At 60.3% G+C, this 24,735-nt stretch carries 24 protein-coding genes; 3 read left to right on the forward strand and 21 right to left on the reverse strand.

Annotation, left to right across the window (positions count from 1 at the left end; translation table 11 throughout):
• Positions 1-109 precede the first annotated feature (109 nt).
• The 21 genes from glmS to rpmH form a co-directional block, all read right to left on the reverse strand.
• The gene (glmS, locus tag V0R59_RS09810) at positions 110-1,945 is read right to left on the reverse strand and encodes a glutamine--fructose-6-phosphate transaminase (isomerizing) (protein ID WP_330072886.1); all 1,836 of its coding nucleotides are present in this window, start codon (positions 1,943-1,945) and stop codon (positions 110-112) included.
• 3 nt (positions 1,946-1,948) lie between these two features.
• Positions 1,949-2,725 (reverse strand): DeoR/GlpR family DNA-binding transcription regulator, encoded by a 777-nt coding sequence (locus V0R59_RS09815; RefSeq protein ID WP_330072887.1) that lies wholly within the window; start codon positions 2,723-2,725, stop codon positions 1,949-1,951.
• Between the two features lie 187 nt (positions 2,726-2,912).
• Positions 2,913-4,280, reverse strand: coding sequence for a bifunctional UDP-N-acetylglucosamine diphosphorylase/glucosamine-1-phosphate N-acetyltransferase GlmU (gene glmU / locus V0R59_RS09820; protein WP_330072888.1), 1,368 nt, complete (start codon positions 4,278-4,280; stop codon positions 2,913-2,915).
• A 112-nt stretch (positions 4,281-4,392) separates the two neighbouring features.
• Positions 4,393-4,812 (reverse strand): F0F1 ATP synthase subunit epsilon, encoded by a 420-nt coding sequence (locus tag V0R59_RS09825; protein WP_330072889.1) that lies wholly within the window; start codon positions 4,810-4,812, stop codon positions 4,393-4,395.
• A gap of 44 nt (positions 4,813-4,856) precedes the next feature.
• Entirely contained in the window at positions 4,857-6,233 is a 1,377-nt protein-coding gene (gene atpD, locus V0R59_RS09830) for a F0F1 ATP synthase subunit beta (RefSeq protein ID WP_330072890.1), read from the reverse strand.
• 27 nt (positions 6,234-6,260) lie between these two features.
• A complete protein-coding gene (atpG, locus tag V0R59_RS09835; RefSeq protein WP_330072891.1) occupies positions 6,261-7,121 on the reverse strand; it encodes a F0F1 ATP synthase subunit gamma in 861 nt (286 codons plus the stop codon).
• 50 nt (positions 7,122-7,171) lie between these two features.
• Positions 7,172-8,716 carry a F0F1 ATP synthase subunit alpha gene (gene atpA, locus V0R59_RS09840; RefSeq protein ID WP_330072892.1) on the reverse strand — a complete coding sequence of 515 codons (1,545 nt, stop codon included), beginning with the start codon at positions 8,714-8,716 and terminating at the stop codon, positions 7,172-7,174.
• A 21-nt stretch (positions 8,717-8,737) separates the two neighbouring features.
• A complete protein-coding gene (locus V0R59_RS09845) occupies positions 8,738-9,274 on the reverse strand; it encodes a F0F1 ATP synthase subunit delta (protein WP_330072893.1) in 537 nt (178 codons plus the stop codon).
• A 12-nt stretch (positions 9,275-9,286) separates the two neighbouring features.
• Positions 9,287-9,757: a F0F1 ATP synthase subunit B gene (locus V0R59_RS09850; RefSeq protein ID WP_028942553.1), complete on the reverse strand. Its 471-nt coding sequence runs from the start codon at positions 9,755-9,757 to the stop codon at positions 9,287-9,289.
• A gap of 57 nt (positions 9,758-9,814) precedes the next feature.
• On the reverse strand, positions 9,815-10,072 hold the full coding sequence (gene atpE, locus V0R59_RS09855) for a F0F1 ATP synthase subunit C (protein ID WP_003097235.1): 258 nt from the start codon (positions 10,070-10,072) through the stop codon (positions 9,815-9,817).
• 145 nt (positions 10,073-10,217) lie between these two features.
• Positions 10,218-11,087: a F0F1 ATP synthase subunit A gene (atpB, locus tag V0R59_RS09860; RefSeq protein WP_330072894.1), complete on the reverse strand. Its 870-nt coding sequence runs from the start codon at positions 11,085-11,087 to the stop codon at positions 10,218-10,220.
• Between the two features lie 16 nt (positions 11,088-11,103).
• A complete protein-coding gene (locus V0R59_RS09865; RefSeq protein ID WP_009402534.1) occupies positions 11,104-11,511 on the reverse strand; it encodes a F0F1 ATP synthase subunit I in 408 nt (135 codons plus the stop codon).
• Positions 11,512-11,660: 149 nt separating this feature from the next.
• Positions 11,661-12,533, reverse strand: coding sequence for a ParB/RepB/Spo0J family partition protein (locus V0R59_RS09870; protein ID WP_330072895.1), 873 nt, complete (start codon positions 12,531-12,533; stop codon positions 11,661-11,663).
• A gap of 9 nt (positions 12,534-12,542) precedes the next feature.
• Complete coding sequence (locus tag V0R59_RS09875; protein ID WP_330072896.1) at positions 12,543-13,334, reverse strand: ParA family protein; 792 nt, start codon at positions 13,332-13,334, stop codon at positions 12,543-12,545.
• 18 nt (positions 13,335-13,352) lie between these two features.
• A complete protein-coding gene (rsmG, locus tag V0R59_RS09880) occupies positions 13,353-13,997 on the reverse strand; it encodes a 16S rRNA (guanine(527)-N(7))-methyltransferase RsmG (RefSeq protein ID WP_330072897.1) in 645 nt (214 codons plus the stop codon).
• Positions 13,994-15,886, reverse strand: a complete 1,893-nt coding sequence (gene mnmG / locus V0R59_RS09885) for a tRNA uridine-5-carboxymethylaminomethyl(34) synthesis enzyme MnmG (protein WP_330072898.1) — start codon at positions 15,884-15,886, stop codon at positions 13,994-13,996. Before mnmG ends, rsmG begins: the two co-directional genes overlap by 4 nt.
• Positions 15,887-16,405: 519 nt before the next feature.
• Positions 16,406-17,776: a tRNA uridine-5-carboxymethylaminomethyl(34) synthesis GTPase MnmE gene (gene mnmE / locus V0R59_RS09890; RefSeq protein ID WP_330072899.1), complete on the reverse strand. Its 1,371-nt coding sequence runs from the start codon at positions 17,774-17,776 to the stop codon at positions 16,406-16,408.
• An 81-nt stretch (positions 17,777-17,857) separates the two neighbouring features.
• Positions 17,858-19,531 (reverse strand): membrane protein insertase YidC, encoded by a 1,674-nt coding sequence (yidC, locus tag V0R59_RS09895; RefSeq protein ID WP_330072900.1) that lies wholly within the window; start codon positions 19,529-19,531, stop codon positions 17,858-17,860.
• 2 nt (positions 19,532-19,533) lie between these two features.
• Positions 19,534-19,779, reverse strand: coding sequence for a membrane protein insertion efficiency factor YidD (gene yidD, locus V0R59_RS09900; protein WP_009402541.1), 246 nt, complete (start codon positions 19,777-19,779; stop codon positions 19,534-19,536).
• Positions 19,772-20,176 (reverse strand): ribonuclease P protein component, encoded by a 405-nt coding sequence (gene rnpA / locus V0R59_RS09905; RefSeq protein WP_167335838.1) that lies wholly within the window; start codon positions 20,174-20,176, stop codon positions 19,772-19,774. Before rnpA ends, yidD begins: the two co-directional genes overlap by 8 nt.
• Before the next feature lie 13 nt (positions 20,177-20,189).
• Positions 20,190-20,324 (reverse strand): 50S ribosomal protein L34, encoded by a 135-nt coding sequence (gene rpmH, locus V0R59_RS09910; protein ID WP_002551315.1) that lies wholly within the window; start codon positions 20,322-20,324, stop codon positions 20,190-20,192.
• A 600-nt stretch (positions 20,325-20,924) separates the two neighbouring features.
• Between rpmH and dnaA the strand changes: the two genes are divergently transcribed.
• Genes dnaA through recF form a run of 3 tightly spaced genes read left to right on the forward strand, consistent with a single transcriptional unit; the run spans position 20,925 to position 24,731 of the window.
• Complete coding sequence (dnaA, locus tag V0R59_RS09915) at positions 20,925-22,469, forward strand: chromosomal replication initiator protein DnaA (protein WP_330072901.1); 1,545 nt, start codon at positions 20,925-20,927, stop codon at positions 22,467-22,469.
• Between the two features lie 35 nt (positions 22,470-22,504).
• Entirely contained in the window at positions 22,505-23,608 is a 1,104-nt protein-coding gene (dnaN, locus tag V0R59_RS09920; RefSeq protein WP_042121660.1) for a DNA polymerase III subunit beta, read from the forward strand.
• A gap of 19 nt (positions 23,609-23,627) precedes the next feature.
• On the forward strand, positions 23,628-24,731 hold the full coding sequence (gene recF / locus V0R59_RS09925; RefSeq protein ID WP_330072902.1) for a DNA replication/repair protein RecF: 1,104 nt from the start codon (positions 23,628-23,630) through the stop codon (positions 24,729-24,731).
• The last annotated feature ends 4 nt before the right edge of the window (positions 24,732-24,735 follow it).

The following is a 24,735-nucleotide window of genomic DNA, read 5'->3' on the forward strand; positions in this document are numbered from 1 at the left end:
CAGGCAGCAAACGAACAACGCTGGTGGCTCGGTGAGCCTTAGAACGGCTCACCGAGTGCTGCGACAGTTTTTAATCTTCAAAACCACTCCGGCATGCGCAGATCGACGCTTACTCGACCGTCACCGATTTCGCCAGGTTCCGCGGCTGGTCCACATCGGTGCCCTTGAGCACGGCCACGTAGTACGACAGCAACTGCAGCGGAATGGTGTACAGGATCGGCGCCAGCGCATCGGCGATATGCGGCATGGCGATGACATGGGTGCCTTCGCCATTGCTCATGCTGGCCTGCTCGTCGGCGAAGACCACCAGTTGACCGCCGCGGGCGCGGACTTCCTGCAGGTTGGACTTGAGCTTTTCCAGCAGTTCGTTGTTCGGCGCCACGGTCACCACCGGCATGTCGTCGTCGACCAGCGCCAGCGGACCATGCTTCAGCTCACCCGCCGGGTAGGCTTCGGCGTGGATGTAGGAAATTTCCTTGAGCTTCAGGGCACCTTCCATCGCCACCGGGAACTGCGCGCCACGACCGAGGAACAGGGTGTGGTGCTTGTCGGCGAACAGCTCGGAAATCTTCTCGACGGTGGCGTCCATCGCCAGGGCTTCGCCCAGGCGCACCGGCAGGCGGCGCAGTTGTTCCACCAGCTCGGCTTCGACGCCGGCGCCCAGGGTGCCGCGCACCTGGCCCAAGGCCAGGGTCAGCAGCATCAGCGATACCAGTTGAGTGGTGAAGGCCTTGGTCGAGGCAACGCCGATTTCAGGACCCGCCAGGGTCAGCAGGGTCAGGTCGGATTCGCGCACCAACGAGCTGATACCGACGTTGCAGATCGCCAGGCTGCCGAGGAAGCCCAGCTCCTTGGCGTTACGCAGGGCGGCCAGGGTGTCGGCGGTCTCGCCGGACTGGGAGATGGAGACGAACAGGGTGTCCGGCTGCACCACTACCTTGCGGTAGCGGAATTCGCTTGCCACCTCGACCTGGCAAGGGATACCGGCCAGCTCTTCAAGCCAGTAACGAGCGACCATGCCGGCGTGGTAGCTGGTACCGCAGGCGACGATCTGGACGTTGCGCACCTTGGCGAACAGCTCGGCGGCTTTCGGACCGAAAGCCTGGACCATGACGTGGTCTGCGCCCAGACGACCTTCCAGGGTGCGCTGGACCACGGTCGGCTGCTCGTGGATCTCCTTGAGCATGAAGTGGCGATAGGCGCCCTTGTCGGCGGCTTCGGCGCCTTCGTGATACTGCACGGTTTCACGTTGTACCGGGGCACCGCTGGCGTCCCAGATATTCACCTGCTCACGACGGATCTCGGCGATATCGCCTTCTTCCAGGTACATGAAGCGGTCGGTGACCTGGCGCAGGGCCAGTTGGTCGGACGCCAGGAAGTTCTCGCCCAGGCCCAGGCCGATCACCAGCGGGCTGCCACTGCGCGCGGCAACCAGGCGATCAGGCTGCTTGGCGCTGATCACGGCCAGGCCGTAGGCACCATGCAGTTGCTTGACCACCGCCTTCAGGGCGTCGGCCAGGTCGGGGATGGTCTTCAGGGTGTGGTCCAGCAGGTGCACGATCACCTCGGTGTCGGTCTCCGAGCTGAACACATAGCCCAGGGACTTGAGGTTCTCACGCAGGACTTCGTGGTTCTCGATGATGCCGTTGTGCACCACCGCCAACTGGTTGCCGGAGAAATGCGGGTGGGCATTGTGCTCGGTCGGTGCGCCATGGGTGGCCCAGCGGGTGTGGGCGATGCCCAGCTGGCCAGTCAGCGGGTCGGCAGCGACGGCGGCCTGCAGTTCGCTGACCTTGCCGATGCGACGGCGGCGCTCCAGGGTGCCCTGCTGGGTGAAGAGCGCCAGGCCCGCGCTGTCGTAGCCGCGGTATTCAAGGCGCTTCAGGCCTTCGATCAGAATGGCTGTGATATTGCGCTCGGCAACAGCTCCAACGATTCCACACATAAATCAATGCTCCTGGCTGATAGCGGCACAAATCACGTTGATGCCGCGGGCTTCAATCTGTTCGCGTGCCTCGCGGGGCAGGCGCTCATCGGTAATCAGGGTATTCACGCTGCTCCACGGCAGCTCCAGGTTGGGAATCTTGCGCCCAACCTTGTCCGACTCGACCATCACGATCACTTCCCGGGCAACCTCGGCCATGACCCGGCTCAGTCCGAGCAGCTCGTTGAAGGTGGTGGTGCCACGGACCAGGTCGATGCCATCGGCACCGATGAACAACTGGTCGAAGTCGTAAGACCGTAGCACCTGCTCGGCGACCTGGCCCTGGAAGGACTCGGAATGCGGGTCCCAGGTACCACCGGTCATCAGCAGCACCGGCTCGTGCTCCAGTTCGCTGAGGGCGCGGGCGACATTCAGCGAGTTGGTCATCACCACCAGGCCAGGCTGCTGGCCCAGTTCGGGAATCATTGCGGCAGTGGTGCTGCCACTGTCGATGATGATCCGCGCATGCTCGCGAATCCGCGAGACCGCAGCGCGGGCAATGGCCTTCTTGTACAGGGAAACTGGCTGGGCCTGGTCGGCGATCAGCTCCTGCGGCATGGTCACCGCGCCACCATAGCGGCGCAGCAACAGGCCATTGGTTTCCAGAGCGGAGAGATCCTTGCGGATGGTCACTTCGGACGTTTCGAAACGCCTGGCCAGCTCGTCCACGCTCACTTCACCCTGTTCATTGAGCAAAGCGAGGATGTTATGGCGGCGTTGGGGCGTGTTTCGTTTCGACATTCGTGTTTAAGTTTCGATTCGAAAGATATTGGCGCAAATCAAAACCTAAAGCTTTCATTTGGTCAAGGGCGAATTCGATGAAAGGCGATGTGGATAACATTTTGTTCTTATCCACACGGCAAGACAGAAATGAAAAAGGCCGACTCATGCACAGGGCAGGCCGGCCTTTTCCAGGACTGTGGATAGATCAGTTCTTCTTGATCTTCTCCGGGCGCTTCCAGCCATCGATATTGCGCTGGCGCGCACGCGCCACGGCCAGTTGGCCCTGCGCGACATCCTGATTGATGGTCGAGCCGGCGGCAGTGGTGGCGCCGGACTGGATATCCACAGGGGCGACCAGAGAGTTGTTGGAGCCGATGAACACGTCCTCGCCGAGGATGGTCTTGAACTTGTTGGCGCCATCGTAGTTGCAGGTGATGGTGCCGGCACCGATGTTGGTGCGCGCGCCGATCTCGGCGTCGCCCAGGTAGGTCAGGTGACCGGCCTTGGCGCCTTCACCCATATGGGCATTCTTCAGTTCGACGAAGTTACCCACATGGGCACGAGCTTCCAGCACGCTGCCCGGACGCAGGCGGGCGAACGGACCCGCATCACTGCCCTCGCCCATTACCGCGCCTTCCAGGTGGCTGTTGGCCTTGACCACCACGCCCTTGCGCAGGGTGCTGTTCTTGATCACGCAGTTCGGCCCGATCTGCACGTCGTCCTCGATGACCACCGTGCCTTCGAGAATCACGTTGATGTCGATCAGCACGTCGCGACCGACCGTGACCTCGCCACGCACATCGAAGCGGGCCGGATCACGCAGGGTTACGCCTTGGGCCATCAGGCGACGGGCTGCGCGGAACTGATAGTGACGCTCCAGCTCTGCCAGCTGGCGGCGGTCGTTGGCACCCTGCACTTCCATTGGGTTCAGGGGCTGCTCGGTAGCGACGATCAGACCATCGGATACGGCCATTGCAATGACGTCGGTCAGGTAGTACTCGCCCTGGGCATTGTCGTTGGACAGGCGCCCCAGCCATTCGGCCAGGCGTGCACCCGGGACGGCCAGAATGCCGGTGTTGCCTTCGCGGATGGCCTTCTGCGCATCGGTGGCGTCCTTGTGCTCGACGATGGCGGTGACCTTGCCGGCGGCATCGCGGACGATACGGCCGTAGCCGGTCGGGTCGTCGAGGGTCACGGTGAGCAGGCCAAGCTGCTGGTCGTTGACCTTGGCCAGCAGACGCTGCAGGGTCTCGACTTCGATCAGCGGTACATCGCCGTAGAGAATCAGCACGGTGTTGGCACTCAGCGCCGGCAGGGCCTGGGCGACGGCATGGCCGGTACCGAGCTGTTTGTCCTGAAGCACGAAATTCAGATCGTCCGCAGCCAGACGTTCACGCACCAGGTCGGCGCCATGGCCGATCACCACATGGATGCCCTGTGGCTGGAGCTGGCGGGCGCTGTGGATAACATGACCCAGCATGGAGTTGCCGGCGACCGGGTGGAGCACCTTGGGCAAGGCGGAACGCATACGTGTGCCTTGGCCCGCAGCGAGAATGACGATATCGAGAGACATTGACTGGCTACCAATCCTGGGTGGTCAGCACTGTGACCGGGAGAAAAACGCGGAAAAAGAAAAAGGGTAGCCGAGGCTACCCTTTAACTCAATCGCTTCGCAGGTGACCGAATCAACGGCCCTTGCGAAGTTGCTGGACGGTACGCAGCTGGGCGGCGGCCTCGGCCAGACGTGCGGCGGCGGCCGAATAATCGAAATCCGCGCCTTTGGTGTTCAGGGCATTTTCAGCAGCTTTCACTGCTTCCTGCGCCTGAGCTTCATCCAGGTCACCAGCGCGTTGCACGGTATCGGCGAGAACCTTGACCATGTTCGGCTGGACCTCAAGGAAGCCACCGGAGATGTAGAAGATCTCCTGCGAGCCGCCCTGCTTGGTCAGCGTGATCGGACCCGGTTTGAGATTGGTGATCAGCGGGGCGTGGCCTGGAGCGATACCAAGATCACCCAGGTTGCCGTGAGCAACCAACATCTCGACCAGACCGGAGAAGATTTCTCCTTCCGCGCTGACGATATCGCAATGGACTGTCATAGCCATTTGCTTGCCTCGACCTGATTAGCGCCCCTTGCGGGGCGCCGGGATTACAGTTTCTTGGCTTTCTCGATCGCTTCGTCGATGCTGCCGACCATGTAGAACGCTTGTTCTGGCAGGTGGTCGTAGTCACCTTTGAGGATGCCGCTGAAGCCAGCGATGGTGTCTTTCAGGGAAACGTATTTGCCTGGAGAACCGGTGAAGACTTCTGCCACGAAGAACGGCTGAGACAGGAAGCGCTGGATCTTACGAGCACGGGCAACCAGTTGCTTGTCGGTCTCGGACAGCTCGTCCATACCCAGGATCGCGATGATGTCCTTCAGCTCTTTGTAGCGCTGCAGAACATACTGAACGCCACGAGCGGTCTCGTAGTGCTCGGTGCCGATCACCAGCGGGTCCAGCTGACGGGAGGTCGAGTCCAGTGGGTCTACCGCTGGGTAGATACCCAGGGAAGCGATGTCACGGGACAGAACGACGGTGGCGTCAAGGTGGGCGAAGGTGGTCGCTGGCGACGGGTCGGTCAGGTCGTCCGCAGGTACGTATACGGCCTGGATCGAGGTGATCGAACCTTCCTTGGTGGAGGTGATGCGCTCTTGCAGAACGCCCATCTCTTCAGCCAGGGTCGGCTGGTAGCCTACTGCCGAAGGCATACGGCCCAGCAGTGCGGATACTTCGGTACCGGCCAGGGTGTAACGATAGATGTTGTCGACGAACAGCAGAACGTCGTTACCTTCGTCACGGAACTTCTCGGCCATGGTCAGGCCGGTCAGCGCTACGCGCAGACGGTTTCCTGGTGGCTCGTTCATCTGACCGTAGACCAGCGCTACCTTGTCGAGAACGTTGGAGTCCTTCATCTCGTGGTAGAAGTCGTTACCCTCACGAGTACGCTCACCCACACCGGCGAACACGGAGTAACCGCTGTGCTCGATGGCGATGTTACGGATCAGTTCCATCATGTTTACGGTCTTGCCGACACCGGCACCACCGAACAGACCGACTTTACCGCCCTTGGCGAACGGGCAGACCAGGTCGATAACCTTGATGCCGGTTTCCAGCAGGTCGTTGCCGCCTGCCTGGTCAGCGAAGGAAGGAGCGGCGCGGTGGATACCCCAGCGCTCTTCTTCGCCGATCGGGCCAGCTTCGTCGATCGGGTTGCCGAGGACGTCCATGATCCGGCCCAGGGTCGCTTTACCGACCGGTACGGAGATAGGAGCCTTGGTGTCGACCACGTCCAGACCGCGCTTCAGGCCTTCGGTCGAGCCCATCGCGATGGTACGGACGATGCCGTCGCCCAGCTGCTGCTGAACTTCCAGAGTGGTTTCCGCGCCTTGAACTTTCAGCGCGCTGTAGACATTCGGCACGACGTCACGTGGAAATTCCACGTCGATGACGGCGCCGATGATTTGAACGATACGTCCGCTACTCATAGCTGGATCCTCTGAATATTTGAACCGTTAAACCGCGGCAGCGCCGCCGACGATTTCCGAGATCTCTTGGGTGATCGCAGCCTGACGCGCCTTGTTGTAGATCAGCTGCAATTCGCTGATCAGGTCACCGGCGTTGTCGGTGGCGTTCTTCATTGCGATCATCCGGGCAGCTTGTTCAGCTGCGTTGTTCTCGACCACCGCCTGGTAGACCTGCGACTCCACGTAACGCACCATCAGGCCGTCCAGCAGCTCTTTGGCGTCAGGTTCGTAGAGGTAGTCCCAGTGGTGCTTGAGTTCTTGATCCGGGGTTGCAACCAACGGAATCAACTGCTCGACCGTTGGGGTTTGCGTCATGGTGTTCACGAACTTGTTCGATACCACCGACAGACGATCGATACGACCATCCAGGTAAGCGTCCAGCATGACCTTGACGCTGCCGATCAGATCATTGATCGACGGCTCTTCGCCCAGGTGGCTGATTGCAGCGACGACGTTGCCGCCGAAGTTGCGGAAGAAAGCCGCACCCTTGCTGCCGATTACGCACAGATCGATTTCGACGCCTTGTTCGCGGTTTACCGACATGTCCTTGACCAGGGCCTTGAACAGGTTGGTGTTCAAGCCACCGCACAGACCACGGTCACTGCTCACCACGATATAACCGGCGCGCTTCACAGGGCGGTCGATCATGAACGGGTGGCGGTATTCCGGGTTGGCGTTGGCCAGATGACCAATCACCTGGCGGATGCGCTCCGCGTAGGGACGGCTAGCAGCCATGCGCATTTGAGCCTTGCGCATTTTGCTGACCGCCACTTTTTCCATGGCGCTGGTAATTTTTTGCGTGCTTTTGATGCTCGCAATCTTACTGCGAATCTCTTTTGCGCCTGCCATGTAACACCTATCAGGTTAGCAAGCGGGGGCCGCAAAGCCCCCGCTGCGGCTTACCAGGTTTGGGTGGCCTTGAACTTCTCGATACCGGCCTTGATGCCAGCGTCGATTTCGTCGTTGAAGTCACCCTTCACGTTGATCTTCGCCATCAGGTCGGCGTGATCACGGTTGAAGTAAGCGATCAGAGCTTGTTCGAAGCTGCCGATCTTGGCGATTTCAACGTCGGTCAGGAACCCACGCTCAGCGGCATACAGCGACAGCGCCATGTCAGCGATGGACATAGGAGCGTATTGCTTCTGCTTCATCAGCTCGGTAACACGTTGACCGTGCTCGAGTTGCTTGCGGGTGGCTTCGTCCAGGTCAGAAGCGAACTGGGCGAATGCAGCCAGTTCACGGTACTGAGCCAGAGCGGTACGGATGCCACCGGACAGCTTCTTGATGATCTTGGTCTGAGCGGCACCACCCACACGGGATACCGAAACACCGGCGTTCACTGCAGGGCGGATACCCGAGTTGAACATGGCCGATTCCAGGAAGATCTGACCGTCGGTGATCGAGATCACGTTGGTCGGAACGAACGCGGAAACGTCGCCAGCCTGGGTTTCGATGATCGGCAGTGCGGTCAGGGAACCGGTCTTGCCAGTTACAGCACCGTTGGTGAACTTCTCGACGTACTCTTCGGAAACGCGCGATGCACGCTCCAGCAGACGGGAGTGGAGATAGAACACGTCACCTGGGTACGCTTCACGTCCTGGTGGACGGCGCAGCAGCAGGGAGATCTGACGGTAGGCAACGGCCTGCTTGGACAGGTCATCGTAGACGATCAGCGCGTCTTCACCGCGGTCACGGAAGAACTCGCCCATGGTGCAACCGGCGTATGGCGCCAGGAATTGCAGTGCGGCGGATTCCGAGGCACTGGCAACGACCACGATGGTGTTGGCCAGGGCGCCGTTTTCTTCCAGCTTGCGAACGATGTTGGCAACGGTGGAACGCTTCTGGCCGACAGCGACATAAACGCAGAAAATACCGGAGTCTTTCTGGTTGATGATGGCGTCGATGGCCATGGCGGTCTTGCCGATCTGACGGTCACCGATGATCAGCTCGCGCTGGCCACGGCCGACAGGGATCATGGCGTCGACGGATTTGTAGCCAGTCTGTACAGGCTGGTCTACCGACTTACGCCAGATCACGCCTGGAGCAACTTTCTCGACCGCGTCGGTCTCGGTGTTGTTCAGCGGACCTTTGCCGTCGATCGGGTTGCCCAGTGCGTCGACGACGCGACCCAGCAGTTCCTTACCAACAGGAACTTCGAGGATGCGGCCGGTGCACTTGGCGCTCATGCCTTCGGCGAGGGTGTCGTAGGCGCCCAGTACTACCGCACCAACGGAGTCTTGCTCCAGGTTGAGGGCCATACCGTAGACGCCGCCTGGAAACTCGATCATTTCGCCGTACATGACGTCGGCCAGACCGTGAATCCGCACGATGCCGTCAGAAACGCTGACGACAGTACCTTCGTTGCGGGCTTGGGAGCCGACGTCGAGAGACTCGATGCGGCCCTTGATGATTTCACTAATTTCGGAAGGATTGAGTTGCTGCATTGCTCTGCTGCCCCTTCAAACTCAAGATTTCAATGCTTCGGCCAGTTTCGCGAGCTTGCCGCGAACCGAGCCATCGATTACCAGGTCGCCGGCGCGGATCACGACACCACCGATAAGGGAGGCGTCTTCCGTCGCATGCAGGCGCACTTCCCGGCTGAGCCGTGCACTGAGAACCTTGGCGAGTTTGTCTTGCTGTTCTTGGTTCAACGCAAAAGCACTGGTGACTTCCACGTCCACGGATTTTTCCAGTTCGGCCTTGTACAGCTCGAACTGCGCAGCAATCTCCGGCAGAAGCAGGAGACGGCCGTTTTCCGCGGCGGTGTGGATGAAATTGCGTGCTTGCGCGTCGAACTTGTCACCACACACGTCGATAAACGTGGTGGCCTTCTGTGCGCTCGTCAGTCGCGGGGCCTTGAGCAGGCGCTGCATGGTGTCGTCTTGCGACACCGCAGCAGCCAGGCCGAGCATGGCTGACCAATTGGCCAGTTGCTGATGGGCCTGGGCGTGCTCGAAGGCAGCCTTAGCGTAAGGTCGGGCCAACGTGGTCAGTTCTGCCATGATCGCCCTCGCTTAAATTTCAGCGGCCAGTTTGTTAACCAGCTCCGCATGCGCGTTTTGATCGATAGTGGCGCCAAGGATCTTTTCAGCACCGCCAACGGCCAGGCTACCCACTTGGGCGCGCAGCGCGTCTTTGACGCTGTTAATTTCCTGCTCGATCTCGGCTTGAGCCTGGGCCTTCACACGGTCAGCTTCGACGCGGGCCTGATCACGGGCCTCCTCGACGATCTGCGCACCGCGCTTCTTGGCTTGCTCAATGATTTCGGCTGCCTGAGCTTTCGCTTCGCGCAGTTGCTGACCCGCTTTGTCTTGGGCCAGCTCCAGGTCGCGAGCTGCTCGGTTGGCAGCGTCCAGTCCGTCCGCGATCTTCTTTTGACGCTCTTGCAGAGCCGCGATGACCGGAGGCCACACGAACTTCATGCAGAACAGCACAAAGATGAAGAAGGCAACAGACTGGCCAATCAGGGTTGCATTAATGTTCACGCCAACACCTCGCTCGGTCTTTGTCCATCACATCCAACCACTCGAAAAATCGAGTGATTAGCCAGCGATTTGACCAACGAAGGGGTTCGCGAAGGTGAAGAACAGAGCGATACCAACACCGATCATGGTTACGGCGTCGAGCAGACCGGCAACGATGAACATTTTAACTTGCAGCATTGGAACCATCTCTGGCTGGCGAGCAGCGCCTTCCAGGAACTTGCCGCCCAGCAGGCCGAAACCAATGGCGGTACCCAGAGCACCCAGGCCGATCAGCAGAGCAACAGCGATAGCGGTAAGACCAACTACAGTTTCCATCTTTCCTCCCGACTTTTACGTCGTATTGGTTAGGTTTTTTAGTTTGAAGCGGTAAAACAAAATCGTTTGGTACAACGATGCCCTTGCGGACTTTTTCGACCCCCTCTCAAACCGACAAGAGGGTCATCAGACACGCCAGGCGGTCTTAATGGTTATCTTCGTGCGCCATCGACAGGTAGACGATGGTGAGCATCATGAAGATGAATGCTTGCAGGGTGATGATCAGGATGTGGAACACCGCCCACGCCCATTGCAGCACCACGCCCAGGCCGCTGAGCCACAGCAGGCCGGCGCCGAACATGACCGCGATCAGGATGAACACCAGCTCGCCGGCGTACATGTTGCCGAACAGACGCAGGGCCAGGGAGATCGGCTTGGCGATCAGGGTCACGAATTCCAGCAGGAAGTTGACCGGGATCAGCAGGATCTGCACGAAGATGTTCTTGCTGCCGAACGGATGCAGGGTCAGTTCGCCGAGGAAGCCGCCCAGGCCCTTGACCTTGATGCTGTAGAAGATGATCAGGGCGAACACGCAGAAGGCCATGGCCAGGGTCGCGTTCGGGTCGGTGGTGGACACGGCACGGAACGGGATGTGGTGATCACCGGAGATCCATACCGCCAGCTGAGGAATCCAGTCCACCGGCACCAGGTCGATGGCGTTCATCAGGAACACCCAGACGAAGATGGTCAGGGCCAGCGGGGCGATGACGTTGCTACGGCCGTGGAAGGAATCCTTCACGCTGCCATGGACGAACTCGACCAGTACTTCGACGAAGTTCTGCAGGCCGCCGGGCAGGCCGGAAGTCGCTTTTTTCGCCGCCGCGCGGAACAGGAGGATGAAGATCAGGCCCAGGCCGAACGACCAACCCAGGGTGTCCACGTGGAACGCCCAGAAGCCCATCGCCTTGGCTTCTGCTGCGGAGTGGGCAAAGCCCCAGCCGCCGTCTGGAAGTTGACCGAAGGTCAGGTTCTGCAAGTGGTGCTGGATATAGCCCGAAGCCGTTGTTTCTGCCATGTTTGCCTCAAACGCCCTAAGGTCTCGAAAGTCTTGTTTTCATCAGCAGGGGCGCGAACCAGCTGACCAGTTGGGTCAGCAAGAAGACGCCGAATACTGCTAATGGCGCCAATGGCTTCACTCCTGCGAACGTCAGTGCGAACAGCACCGCCGTCAAAATCAATTTGCCCGCCTCGCCTGCGTAGAACGACTTGACGATGGCTTGCGCTGCCCTGGCCCCGGTAAAACGAAAGGCCTTCCAGGCGAAATACACGTTCGGTAGCCAGGCGATCAGCCCTCCGCAGAGGCCTGAATATCCGCTGACTGTCCCGCGCCACTGCCACAAAGCCAAAGCTGCCAACAGAAACACGACACATTGGGCCAGCAGTACCGGGAAAACCGCCCAGCGATGGAAAGGCAGGCGGTTTGGCGTGCGGGTTTCCATCAAAACTGCTCCCCTGAAGTCGGCCAACCAGTCAACTATGACTTGGCATAATTTGTGCCGACAAAATGCGCGCAGAGTATAGGGGCGGTTTAACCCCTATTCAACTGCCGGGTAGTGATTTCCGACTGCGCGCTACAAAGGGAATTGTTTCAGCGGATGTGAGCAAGGACGCCCTGCAACTCATCTAACGAGTTGTAGCGAATAACCAGTTGGCCCTTGCCTTTGTTACCGTGGCGAATCTGCACGGAAGACCCCAAACGCTCTGCCAAACGCTGTTCCAGACGGGTAATGTCCGGATCAGGTTTGCTTGCTTCGACCGGCTCAGGTTTGTCGCTGAGCCACTGGCGAACCAGCGCCTCGGTCTGACGGACGGTAAGACCGCGTGCGACAACGTGTCGCGCCCCGTCCACCTGCTGTTCTTCGGGCAATCCGAGCAGCGCCCGGGCATGCCCCATCTCCAGATCACCATGGGACAGCATGGTCTTGATCACGTCCGGAAGGGAGATCAGGCGCAGCAGGTTGGCCACGGTGACCCGCGACTTGCCGACGGCATCGGCGACCTGTTGCTGGGTCAGCTGGAATTCGGTCTGCAGTCGCTGCAGGGCGATGGCTTCCTCGACCGGATTGAGGTCCTCGCGCTGGATGTTCTCGATCAGCGCCATGGCGATGGCGGCTTCGTCGGGCACATCGCGGACCATGGCCGGTATGGTGTCCAGGCCAGCCAGCTGGGTCGCGCGCCAGCGGCGCTCACCGGCGATGATCTCGTAGCGGTCATCCGCGATCGGGCGCACCACAATGGGCTGCATGACGCCCTGGCCCTTGATCGATTGCGCCAGTTCTTCCAGCGCCTGCGGGTCCATGTCCCGACGCGGCTGGTACTTGCCGCGCTGGATCAGCTCCACGGGCAGGTGTTGCAGTTCTTTCTTGTCGACCTTTACAGCCTGCTCTTCGAGCGCGCTGACGGTCGGACCACTCAACAGTGCATCCAACCCACGTCCGAGACCCCGTTTCTTGACGGCCATGCGGATTCCTTAAGTTGTCTGTGCAGTGCGAGTTTGACGGCGCTGGCGGCGATGCAGTTCGCCAGCCAGGGCCAGGTAGGCCAGGGCGCCGCGTGATTGCTTGTCATAGGCCAGTGCCGGCATGCCGAAACTCGGTGCCTCGGCCAGACGGATGTTGCGCGGGATCACGGTGTCGTAGAGCTGCTCGCCGAAGTGTTCCTTGAGCTGCACCGAGACATCGTTGTTCAGGCTCAGGCGCGGATCGTACATGGTCCGCAGCAGGCCTTCGATCTTCAGCTCCGGGTTCAGGCGGGCGGCGATGCGCTTGATGTTATCCACAAGGTCGCTGAGACCTTCCAGTGCGTAGTACTCGCACTGCATCGGGATGATCACGCCATCCGAGGCAACCAGCGCATTGAGGGTCAGCATCGACAGCGAAGGCGGGCAGTCGATGAGGATGTAGTCGTAACTCTCGCGGATCGGCGCCAGCGCATTGCGCAGGCGACTTTCCTTCATCTGCATTTCCAGCAGGACCACCTCGGCGGCGGTCAGGTCGCGGTTGGCTGGCAGCAGTTGATAACCGCCGTGCTCGGAGATGTGCATGGCCTGGGCCAGGTCGCATTCACCGATCAGCAGATCGTAGACCGAATGTTCCAGGACATGTTTATCCACACCACTGCCCATGGTGGCGTTGCCCTGCGGATCGAGGTCGATCAACAGCACGCGGCGCTTGGTCGCAACCAGCGATGCCGCGAGATTGATACAGGTCGTGGTTTTACCCACACCCCCCTTCTGGTTCGCGATCGCGAATACCTTAGCCATTCTTGCTTGTGTTCCCAGTCATGCCGTGCGGCGCAGTATCAGCAGATGGCGCTGGCCTTGGCAACCGGGTACGGTCAGGGCCTGCTCGCTATCCACTTTGAAATCTGCCGGCAATGCTACCAGCTCATCGGCCGGATGCAGTCCTTTCATTGCCAGCCACTGTGTCTGGGAGTCTCCCAGGTGCCGCGTCCAGCTGGTGAAGTTTTCCATGCTGCTGAAAGCACGGGAGATGATCCCGGTGAACGGCTGCGCAGGCTGGAACTCTTCCACCCGCTTGTGGATAACCGTCAGGTTGTCCAGTTTCAGCTCCAGTTTCACCTGGGTCAGGAAACGGGTTTTCTTGCCGTTGCTGTCCAGCACCGTGACCTGTTTGTCCGGATGCAGGATAGACAATGGAATACCGGGCATGCCACCGCCGCTGCCGACATCGAGCCAGCGCGGGCTGTGGATGAATTCCATCACGCTCAGGCTGTCCAGCAGGTGACGGGACACCATCTCGTCCGGATCGCGCACGGCGGTGAGGTTGTAGGCCTTGTTCCATTTGATCAGCAGGGCCAGGTAGGCCAGCAGCTGTTCCTGTTGCGCGACACTCAGCTCCAGACCGAGCTGGCGCGCACCTGTGGACAACTCTTCAGCGTGTTTTGCAGTGACCAGTGAACTCAAGCGGTTTGCTCCAGACCGCGGCCAGCGCCGCGTTTTTTCAGGTGGATCAACAACAGGGAGATCGCCGCGGGGGTCACACCGGGAATACGCGACGCCTGGCCCAGGGTCTCCGGCCGGGTCTGGCCGAGCTTGCCCTGGATTTCCTTGGACAGGCCGGAGATCGAAGCGTAGTCGATGTCGTCCGGCAGGCGGGTATCTTCGCTGGCGCGCAGGCGAGCGATTTCTTCCTGTTGCCGGTCGATGTAGCCGGCGTATTTGGTCTTGATCTCGACCTGTTCGGCGACCTGTTCGCTGGCATCGCTGCCACCGGTCACTTCCACCAGGCCGGCGTAGTCGATTTCCGGCCGGCTCAACAGGTTGAGCAGGTTGTACTCGTGGGCCAGCGGGGTGCCGAAACGTTCGGCAACCGCGTTGCCCTGCTCGGTACCCGGGCGCACCCAGGTGGATTTCAGGCGCTGTTCCTCACGCTCGATACCTTCGCGCTTGGCGCTGAAGGCCGCCCAGCGCTCGTCATCCACCAGGCCCAGTTCGCGACCTTTCTCGGTCAGGCGCAGGTCGGCGTTGTCCTCGCGCAGGATCAGCCGGTATTCGGCGCGCGAGGTGAACATGCGGTACGGCTCCTGGGTGCCGAGGGTGATCAGGTCGTCGACCAGCACGCCGATGTACGCCTCGTCGCGCCGCGGGCACCAGCTTTCGCGACCCTGCGCGCGCAGCGCGGCGTTGGTCCCGGCGAGCAGGCCCTGGGCGCCGGCTTCTTCGTAACCGGTGGTGCCGTTGATCTGGCCGGCGAAGAACAGGCCGCCGATCACCTTGGTTTCCAGGCTGTACTTCAGGTCGCGCGGATCGAAGTAGTCGTACTCGATGGCGTAGCCCGGGCGAACGATATGGGCGTTCTCCATGCCGCGGATCGAACGGACGATCTGCAACTGCACATCGAACGGCAGGGATGTGGATATCCCGTTCGGATACAGCTCATGGGTGGTCAGGCCTTCCGGCTCGATGAACACCTGGTGGCTTTCCTTGTCGGCGAAGCGATGGATCTTGTCCTCGATCGACGGGCAGTAACGCGGGCCGATGCCCTCGATCACGCCGGAGTACATCGGCGAGCGATCCAGGTTGGAGGCAATGATCTCGTGGGTCCGCGCATTGGTGTGGGTAATCCAGCAGCTGACCTGGCGCGGGTGCATCTCTTTCGAGCCCATGAACGACATCACCGGGATCGGTGTATCGCCTGGCTGCTCTGACATCACCGAGAAATCCACCGAACGCCCATCGATACGCGGTGGCGTACCGGTCTTCAGGCGACCGACGCGCAGCGGCAGTTCACGCAGGCGGTGTGCCAGGGCGATCGCCGGCGGATCGCCGGCACGGCCGCCGGAATAGTTCTGCAGACCGATGTGGATAAGTCCGGCCAGGAAAGTCCCTGTGGTCAGGACCACGGAGTCGGCGAAGAAACGCAGGCCCATCTGGGTGACCACACCGCGGACCTGGTCCTGTTCGACGATCAGGTCGTCGCAGGACTGCTGGAATATCCACAGGTTGGGCTGGTTTTCCAGGATCTCGCGGACCACCGCCTTGTAGATGGCGCGGTCGGCCTGGGCGCGGGTAGCGCGCACGGCCGGACCCTTGCGGTTGTTCAACACGCGGAACTGGATGCCGCTCTTGTCGGTGGCCAGCGCCATTGCGCCGCCGAGCGCATCGATTTCCTTGACCAGATGGCTCTTGCCGATGCCACCGATGGCCGGGTTGCAGCTCATGTGCCCGAGGGTTTCCACGTTATGGGTCAGCAGCAGGGTTTTCACGCCCATGCGTGCTGATGCAAGCGCAGCCTCGGTACCGGCATGGCCGCCGCCGATGACGATCACTTCAAAACGGGAAGGGAAATCCACCACGCACCTCGTGCCTGTTTCGGGAATTAAAAAGGGATAGCTGGCAAGTATAGGGAATTCCGCCCTCCTAAAGGAACCTTTTGCACAAAATTTAACCAGCCTGTGGATGAATGGCCGGCAATAGAAATAACGAAAGGAAGATTTATAAAAGCTTTGTTTTTATGTTTATTCTTAGTGCCCTCCCGATCTGTGGATAAGCTGCTACAGCCCATATTTCACGCTGTGTACAGAGAATCATAACCCTGTTATCCAGTGAGCATGAGAGTTATGGATAAGCGCCTTGAACCTGTGGATTAAATTGCCGTTTACCCACAGGCGGATTTATCTCCAGCCCTGAAGGCCAGTTATCAACGGACCTGGAGGCGGGTTTTCCACAGGGCTTATTCTTCAGTTTGTGGACGAGCGGACAGGCGAATGCCCCGGAGCCATGCCGGAGCTTTCGTCTGTGGAAAAGGGAGAAGTGATGCGGGATGTGACAACCGAGCCTGTCAGGTCAGGCCCGGTTGTGGATAAGAATGCTTACTTGCCGATGCAGAAGCTGGAGAAGATGCGACCCAGGAGGTCGTCGGAACTGAATGCGCCGGTGATTTCACCCAAAGCCTGCTGCGCCTGGCGCAGATCCTCGGCCAGCAGTTCGCCGGCGCCGGCCAGGGTGAGCTGTTCACGACCATGTTCGAGGCTGGCGCTGGCCTGGCGCAGGGCTTCAAGGTGACGCCGACGGGCGCTGAAGCCGCTTTCCGCGGTCTGTTCATAACCCATGCAGGCTTTCAGGTGCTCGCGCAGCAGGTCCAGGCCCATGTCCGGCGCCTTGGCGCTGAGGGTGATGGTGACGTGGCCATCCTCGCTTTGTTCCATGCCGATGGATTCCCCGGTGAGGTCGGCCTTGTTGCGGATCAGGGTGACTTTGTCCGGACGAGGGCGCTGATCGAGGAACTCCGGCCACAGGGCAAACGGATCGCTGGCCTCCGGCGCTGTGGCATCCACCACCAGCAGGACCCGGTCCGCCTCGCTGATCGCCTTCAGCGCGCGTTCCACGCCGATCTTTTCCACATGGTCTTCGGTGTCGCGCAGGCCAGCGGTGTCGACGACGTGCAACGGCATGCCGTCGATGTGGATATGTTCGCGGAGGATGTCCCGGGTGGTGCCGGCGATATCGGTAACGATCGCCGCCTCGCGGCCGGCGAGCATGTTCAGCAGGCTCGATTTGCCGGCATTCGGCCGCCCGGCGATGACCACCGTCATGCCGTCGCGCAACAACGCGCCCTGCCCGGCTTCGCGCATTACGGCGGCCAGGTCGTCGCGCACGCCGTCGAGCATGCCCAGTACGTGACCGTCGGCGAGGAAGTCGATTTCTTCCTCGGGGAAGTCGATGGCCGCTTCCACGTAGATACGCAGGCTGATCAGGCGCTCGGTGAGGTTATCCACACGGCGGGAAAACTCGCCCTGTAGCGAGCGCAAGGCATTGCGCGCGGCCTGCGCCGAGCTGGCTTCGATCAGGTCGGCGATGGCCTCGGCCTGGGCAAGATCGAGCTTGTCGTTGAGGAACGCGCGTTCGCTGAATTCCCCCGGCCGCGCCAGGCGGCAACCGAGTTGTACACAGCGCTGCAGGAGCATGTCGAGAACCACCGGACCGCCATGGCCCTGCAGTTCCAGGACATCCTCGCCGGTAAACGAGTTCGGGCCCGGGAAGAACAAGGCGATGCCTTCATCGAGAACCAGCCCGTCGTCACTGCGGAACGGGCCGTAGTGGGCGTGCCGCGGTGTCAGGTTGCGGCCGGTGATGGCTTGCCCGGCCTGGCTCGCCAGCGGCCCGGAGATACGCACAATGCCGACCCCGCCACGGCCTTGGGCGGTGGCGATGGCGGTGATGGTTTCGCGGCGGGAATTCATGTGATGGCCTCGAACAAAAACGTCAGATAGCAAAACGCCCCACGAGTGGGGCGTTTATCCACAGATTAGCTGGCTAATCCGTCAGGCTGCGGCCTTCTTGGTAGCGGCCTCGATCTTGCGGGTGATGTACCACTGCTGCGCGATGGACAGGCAGTTGTTCACAACCCAGTACAGCACCAGACCGGCCGGGAACCACAGGAAGAAGAAGGTGAAGATGATCGGCATCAGCTTCATCACCTTGGCCTGCATTGGATCCGGCGGAGTCGGGTTCAGTTGCTGTTGGATGAACATGGTCGCGCCCATGATGATCGGCAGGATGAAGAACGGATCCTTGATCGACAGGTCGGTGATCCAGAACATCCATGGGGCCTGGCGCATTTCCACGCTTTCCAGAAGTACCCAGTACAGCGAGAGGAAGACCGGCATCTGTACCAGGATCGGCAGGCAGCCGCCCAGCGGGTTGATCTTCTCTTTCTTGTACAGCTCCATCATCGCCTGGGACATCTTCTGGCGATCGTCACCGAACTGCTCTTTCAGCTGGGCCAGGCGCGGCGCCACGGCACGCATGCGCGCCATCGACTTGTAGCTGGCGGCAGACAGCGGGAAGAACAGGCCCTTGATCAGCATGGTCAGGACGATGATCGACCAGCCCCAGTTGCCGAGCAGGCTGTGGATATGTTGCAGCAGCCAGAAGATCGGCTGGGCGATGAACCACAGGAAGCCGTAGTCGACGGTCAGTTCCAGGCCTGGGGACAACTCTTTCAGGTGGCTCTGGATCTTCGGACCGGCGTACAGGGTGCTGCTGATCTCGCCTTGGGCACCGGCGGCAACGTTGGTTGCCGGGCCGATGAAGCGGATCACGTAGTTGCCTTGGGCGTCCTTGAGGGTGGTGACCTGATTGTTGCCGGATTTTTCAGGAATCCACGCAGTCACGAAGTAGTGCTGCAGCCAGGCGACCCAGCCACCGGTCACGGTTTCGTTCAACTGACCCTTGTCCATGTCCTTCATGGACACTTTCTTGTAGGGCTCGGAACTTGTCCACAGGGCGGCACCCAAGTAAGTGGCGGTACCGGTGGCGGTCGACGAGGACGGATCGGAGCTGGCATCACGCTTCAGCTGGCCGTACATGTTGCCGGTCCACGGCTGGCCGCTCTGGTTGTCGATCAGGTAGCTGACCTTCAGGTCGTACTCGCCACGCTTCAGGGTGAAACGCTTGATGTAGTTGACACCGTCCTGGCTGAACTTCAGGTCGACGACCAGCTGGTCCTGGCCATCGGCCAGTTGATAGCTCTTCTGCTCGGCGGAATACAGCGGACGGCCGCTCGAACGGTCGATGCCATTGCTGCCGATCAGACCGCTCTGGGCCAGGTAGACACGCTCGTTGCCGTTGTCGAACAACTGGAATGGAATGTCCGGATGGTCCTGGCGGCGGGGGTACTTCGGCAGGGTCAGCTGGACGATGTCGCCACCGGTTGGGTCGATAGCCAGATCGAGCACATCGCTCTTGACCCTGATCAGATCCTTGCTGACAGCCACCGGTGCCGGTGCCACTGGCTGGCCTTCGGCGTTGACGGTCGGGACGTCCGCATTGGTGTTGCCGGCGGTCGGGCTGTCCGGGAGGGACGGCGCGATGGTGCTGGAGGCAGCATTCTGAGTCGGCAGGGCAGCCTGGCCGTAGTCCTGGTTCCACTTGAGGACCATGACATAGGACACGATTGCCAGGGCGGCGATCAGGATCGTGCGTTTAATATCCATGATTACTCGGCTATCGAAGAAGTACGGGAAGATGGAACTGGCGGGACCGGATCAAAGCCGCCTGCGTTCCAGGGATGACAACGACCCAGGCGACGAACGGTCAGCCACCCGCCACGCAAAAGGCCATGTGTTTCGATGGCTTCGTACGCATAGCAGGAGCAACTTGGGTAGAAACGGCAATGACTGGCCATCAAAGGGCTGATGGCATAACGGTAAAACTGGATCGGAACGAGTGCCAGTTTACGCATCTGGACGGTCCACCCCTACAGATTCGGTCTTGACCTCTGGAGATGGGCGACTACGAGCGAGGCGCTTCCAGAGCTTGCCAAAATGTTGGTGCAATTCCGGGTTTTCTACATCGCCAAGGCCTTTGCGCGCGACGATCACAATGTCCCAGCCAGCCAGCAATTCCTGGTGGCGACGAAACGAATCGCGCATCAAACGCTTCAAGCGATTTCGCTGAACGGAAAGCTTGACTGCCTTCTTGCCGATCACCAGGCCCAGGCGGGGATGATCGAGGCCGTTCTCGCGGGCAAGGAGCAAGAGACTCTTGCCGGGCACCTTGCCTGATGGAGAGTCAAAGACCGCTTTGAAGTGTCGGGGTGTCAGTAGACGTTTTTCCCGACTGAAGTCCTGACTCACCACCTGTGCCGAAAAATCAAACTGCCAGGCGCTTACGGCCTTTGGCACGACGGCGGGACAGTACGGCACGGCCGTTCTTGGTGGCCATACGAGCACGGAAACCGTGAGTGCGAGCGCGCTTGATGGTGCTTGGTTGGAAAGTACGTTTCATGGCGTGTTACCTGGTTCGTGACAACGGGCCGGAATGGCCCCCGTTTTAAGAGACCGGCGATTCTAGAGAAAGCAAGTCCATAGGTCAATTTCCAACCAGCTTTTCCTTATAGAGAGCGACAGGCAGCGAAGCCGCCTTCTCTTCAGGTCCGGGTGGGTTCGTCAGGGTCATCGCGGTTAAACATAGAAAAAAAGAGAAGAGGTATTTAAAGCTTTTCTGAAGAACTTATAGATCTTAGCTCGACATTTTCTGTGGATAGATCTCGGAAAGCCACGTTTTACGTTATGTACAGAGATTTGTAAGTCTGTCTGGAAACGGTGTCTTGCCTGTGCCGCGGCAGCGGAAAAGCAGTGGATAAAAAGGGTACTTATCAACAGGCGAGTTTTCCACAGGGTTGAGCCCAGGGTTGTGCATAGCGCTCATGGGCGGTTATCCACAGAGCTTATTCACATGGGCAGAAGTGCATTTTGGTCAGTAAACGACTGATTTATCGCCTCTCTTGGGCATCCCGCGTGTGGATAAGTGGACGGGTGCCCGGTACAATGGCGGCTTGTTTTTGCCTCACCGGCCCTCACCGGCTTACACATTCAGGGGATATCCGTGTCAGTGGAACTTTGGCAGCAGTGCGTGGAGCTTCTGCGCGACGAACTGCCTACCCAGCAATTCAATACCTGGATCCGTCCGCTACAAGTCGAAGCCGAAGGCGACGAGTTGCGCGTCTACGCGCCCAACCGCTTCGTGCTCGACTGGGTCAATGAAAAATACCTGGGCCGCTTGCTCGAACTGCTCGGCGAACACGGCAACGGTTCCGTGCCCGTGCTTTCCTTGTTAATAGGCAGCCGTCGCAGCTCGGCACCGCGCGCAGCGCCGAATGCACCGCTGGCCGCCGCCGTAGCCGCGTCCCAAGCACAGGCCGCGGCACAGGCAGCCCAGGCCAAGCCGTCAGCACCGAGCGAGCCGGTCAGCGCTGCGCCGGTGGCTGCGGTTGCAGAGGCGCAAGTGGAAGTGGCTCCTTCGCGGGACAGCTTCGATGCCATGGGCGGCGATGCCCCCGCCAGCGCACCGGTCGCCGCCAATGGCCGTACCGAGCAGCGGACCGTACAGGTCGAAGGCGCGCTCAAGCACACCAGCTACCTGAACCGCACCTTCACCTTCGAGAACTTCGTCGAAGGTAAATCCAACCAGTTGGCCCGCGCTGCGGCCTGGCAGGTAGCGGACAACCCGAAGCACGGCTACAACCCGCTGTTCCTGTACGGCGGCGTCGGCTTGGGTAAAACCCACTTGATGCATGCTGTGGGTAACCACCTGCTCAAGAAGAATCCGAACGCCAAGGTCGTCTACCTGCACTCCGAGCGCTTCGTCGCCGACATGGTCAAGGCGCTGCAGCTGAACGCGATCAACGAGTTCAAGCGCTTCTACCGCTCGGTGGATGCCCTGCTGATCGACGACATCCAGTTCTTCGCCCGCAAGGAACGTTCCCAGGAAGAGTTTTTCCACACCTTCAACGCCCTGCTCGAAGGCGGCCAGCAGGTGATCCTCACCAGCGACCGTTATCCGAAGGAAATCGAAGGCCTGGAAGAGCGGCTGAAGTCGCGTTTCGGCTGGGGCCTGACCGTCGCGGTCGAGCCGCCGGAGCTGGAAACCCGCGTGGCGATCCTGATGAAGAAGGCCGACCAGGCCAAGGTCGAGCTGCCGCACGACGCGGCGTTCTTCATCGCCCAGCGCATCCGTTCCAACGTCCGCGAACTCGAAGGCGCACTGAAGCGGGTGATCGCTCACTCGCACTTCATGGGCCGCGACATCACCATCGAGCTGATTCGTGAATCGCTGAAGGACCTGCTGGCGCTGCAGGACAAGCTGGTGAGTGTGGATAACATCCAGCGCACCGTCGCCGAGTACTACAAGATCAAGATTTCCGATCTGCTGTCCAAGCGTCGTTCGCGCTCGGTGGCCCGTCCGCGTCAGGTGGCCATGGCCTTGTCCAAGGAACTGACCAACCACAGTCTGCCGGAAATCGGCGACGTATTCGGCGGCCGTGACCACACCACCGTGCTGCACGCCTGCCGCAAGATCAACGAACTCAAGGAATCCGACGCGGATATCCGCGAGGATTACAAGAACCTGCTGCGTACCCTGACGACCTGATGTCAGCGCAGCTATTTAAGGCAAGGGACTAGACCATGCATTTCACCATTCAACGCGAAGCCCTGTTGAAACCCCTGCAACTGGTCGCAGGCGTCGTCGAGCGCCGCCAGACCTTGCCGGTATTGTCCAACGTGCTCCTGGTGGTCCAGGGTCAGCAGCTGTCGCTGACCGGTACCGACCTGGAAGTGGAACTGGTTGGCCGCGTCCAGCTGGAAGAGCCTGCCGAGCCGGGCGAGATCACCGTACCTGCGCGCAAGCTGATGGATATCTGCAAGAGCCTGCCGAACGACGCGCTGATCGACATCAAGGTCGACGAGCAGAAGCTCTTGGTAAAGGCCGGTCGCAGCCGCTTCACCCTGTCGACCCTGCCAGCCAATGACTTCCCGACCGTGGAAGAAGGCCCGGGTTCGCTGACCTGCACCCTTGAGCAGAGCCGCCTGCGTCGCCTGATCGAGCGCACCAGCTTCGCCATGGCCCAGCAGGACGTGCGCTACTACCTGAACGGCATGCTGCTGGAAGTATCCACAGGTACGCTGCGCGCGGTCGCTACCGACGGCCACCGCCTGGCCATGTGCTCGATGAGCGCCGACATTGGCCAGGCTGACCGCCATCAGGTCATCGTGCCGCGCAAAGGTATCCTGGAACTGGCGCGTCTGCTCACCGAGCCGGACGGCACCGTCAGCATCGTTCTCGGCCAGCACCACATTCGTGCGACCACCGGCGAGTTCACCTTCACTTCGAAGCTGGTGGACGGCAAGTTCCCCGACTACGAGCGCGTTCTGCCGAAGGGCGGCGACAAGCTGGTACTGGGTGATCGCCAGGCACTGCGTGAAGCGTTCAGCCGTACCGCCATCCTGTCGAACGAGAAGTACCGTGGTATCCGTCTGCAATTGGCCGCCGGCCAGTTGAAGATCCAGGCCAACAACCCGGAACAGGAAGAAGCGGAAGAAGAAATCAGCGTCGACTATAACGGCGGTTCGCTGGAAATCGGCTTCAACGTCAGCTATCTGCTGGACGTGCTGGGCGTCATGACCACTGAGCAGGTTCGTCTGATCCTGTCCGACTCCAACAGCAGTGCGCTGCTGCAGGAAGCGGGCAATGACGATTCCTCCTATGTCGTCATGCCGATGCGTCTGTAATTTTTCCAGACAATTCTAGATGTCCCTCAGTCGTGTCTCTGTCACCGCGGTGCGCAACCTGCACCCGGTGACCTTCTCTCCCTCCCCGCGCATCAACATCCTCTACGGTGCCAATGGCAGTGGCAAAACCAGCGTGCTGGAAGCCATTCATCTGTTGGGGTTGGCGCGTTCCTTCCGTAGCACGCGCCTGAATCCGGTGATTCAGTACGAGCAACCCACCTGCACGGTCTTTGGCCAAGTGGCGTTGGGCGATGGCGCCAGCAGCAACCTCGGTGTTTCGCGGGAACGCCAGGGCGATTTCTCCATTCGAATCGACGGGCAGAACGCCCGCGGTACCGCGCAACTGGCGGAAATCCTGCCGTTGCAACTGATCAATCCGGACAGTTTTCGCCTGCTGGAAGGCGCGCCGAAGATCCGTCGACAGTTCCTCGATTGGGGAGTGTTCCACGTGGAACCTCGTTTCATGGGAACCTGGCAACGGCTGCAGAAGGCGCTTCGGCAGCGAAACTCATGGCTCCGGCATGGTACACTCGACGCTATTTCCCAAGCGGCCTGGGACCGGGAATTGTGCCTGGCCAGTGCAGAAATTGACGAGTATCGCCGTAATTACATCAAAGCGTTGAAGCCTGTCTTCGAGCAGATTCTTGGCGAACTGCTGGAGCTCGAAGGACTGACCCTCAGTTATTACCGAGGGTGGGACAAGGACCGGGAGCTGAATGATGTGCTCGCGGCCTCTCTTCAACGCGACCAGCAGATGGGACATACCCAAGCTGGTCCGCAGCGTGCGGATTTGCGCCTTCGACTGGGCGCCAACAATGCCGCGGACATCTTGTCCCGCGGTCAGCAGAAGCTGGTGGTCTGCGCACTGCGTATCGCCCAAGGACACCTGGTCAGCCAGGCGCGCCGCGGTCAGTGTATTTACCTGGTGGATGACCTGCCGTCCGAGCTGGACGAGCAGCACCGTCGTGCACTTTGCCGCTTGCTGGAAGACTTACGCTGCCAGGTGTTTATCACCTGTGTAGATTACGAATTACTGAGGGAAGGCTGGCACACGGATACGCCAGTTGCTCTGTTCCACGTGGAACAGGGCCGTATCACCCAGACCCACGACCATCGGGAGTGAAGGC

Origin of the sequence: Pseudomonas ulcerans (assembly GCF_036324125.1) — a bacterium.
Lineage (GTDB): Bacteria > Pseudomonadota > Gammaproteobacteria > Pseudomonadales > Pseudomonadaceae > Aquipseudomonas > Aquipseudomonas ulcerans.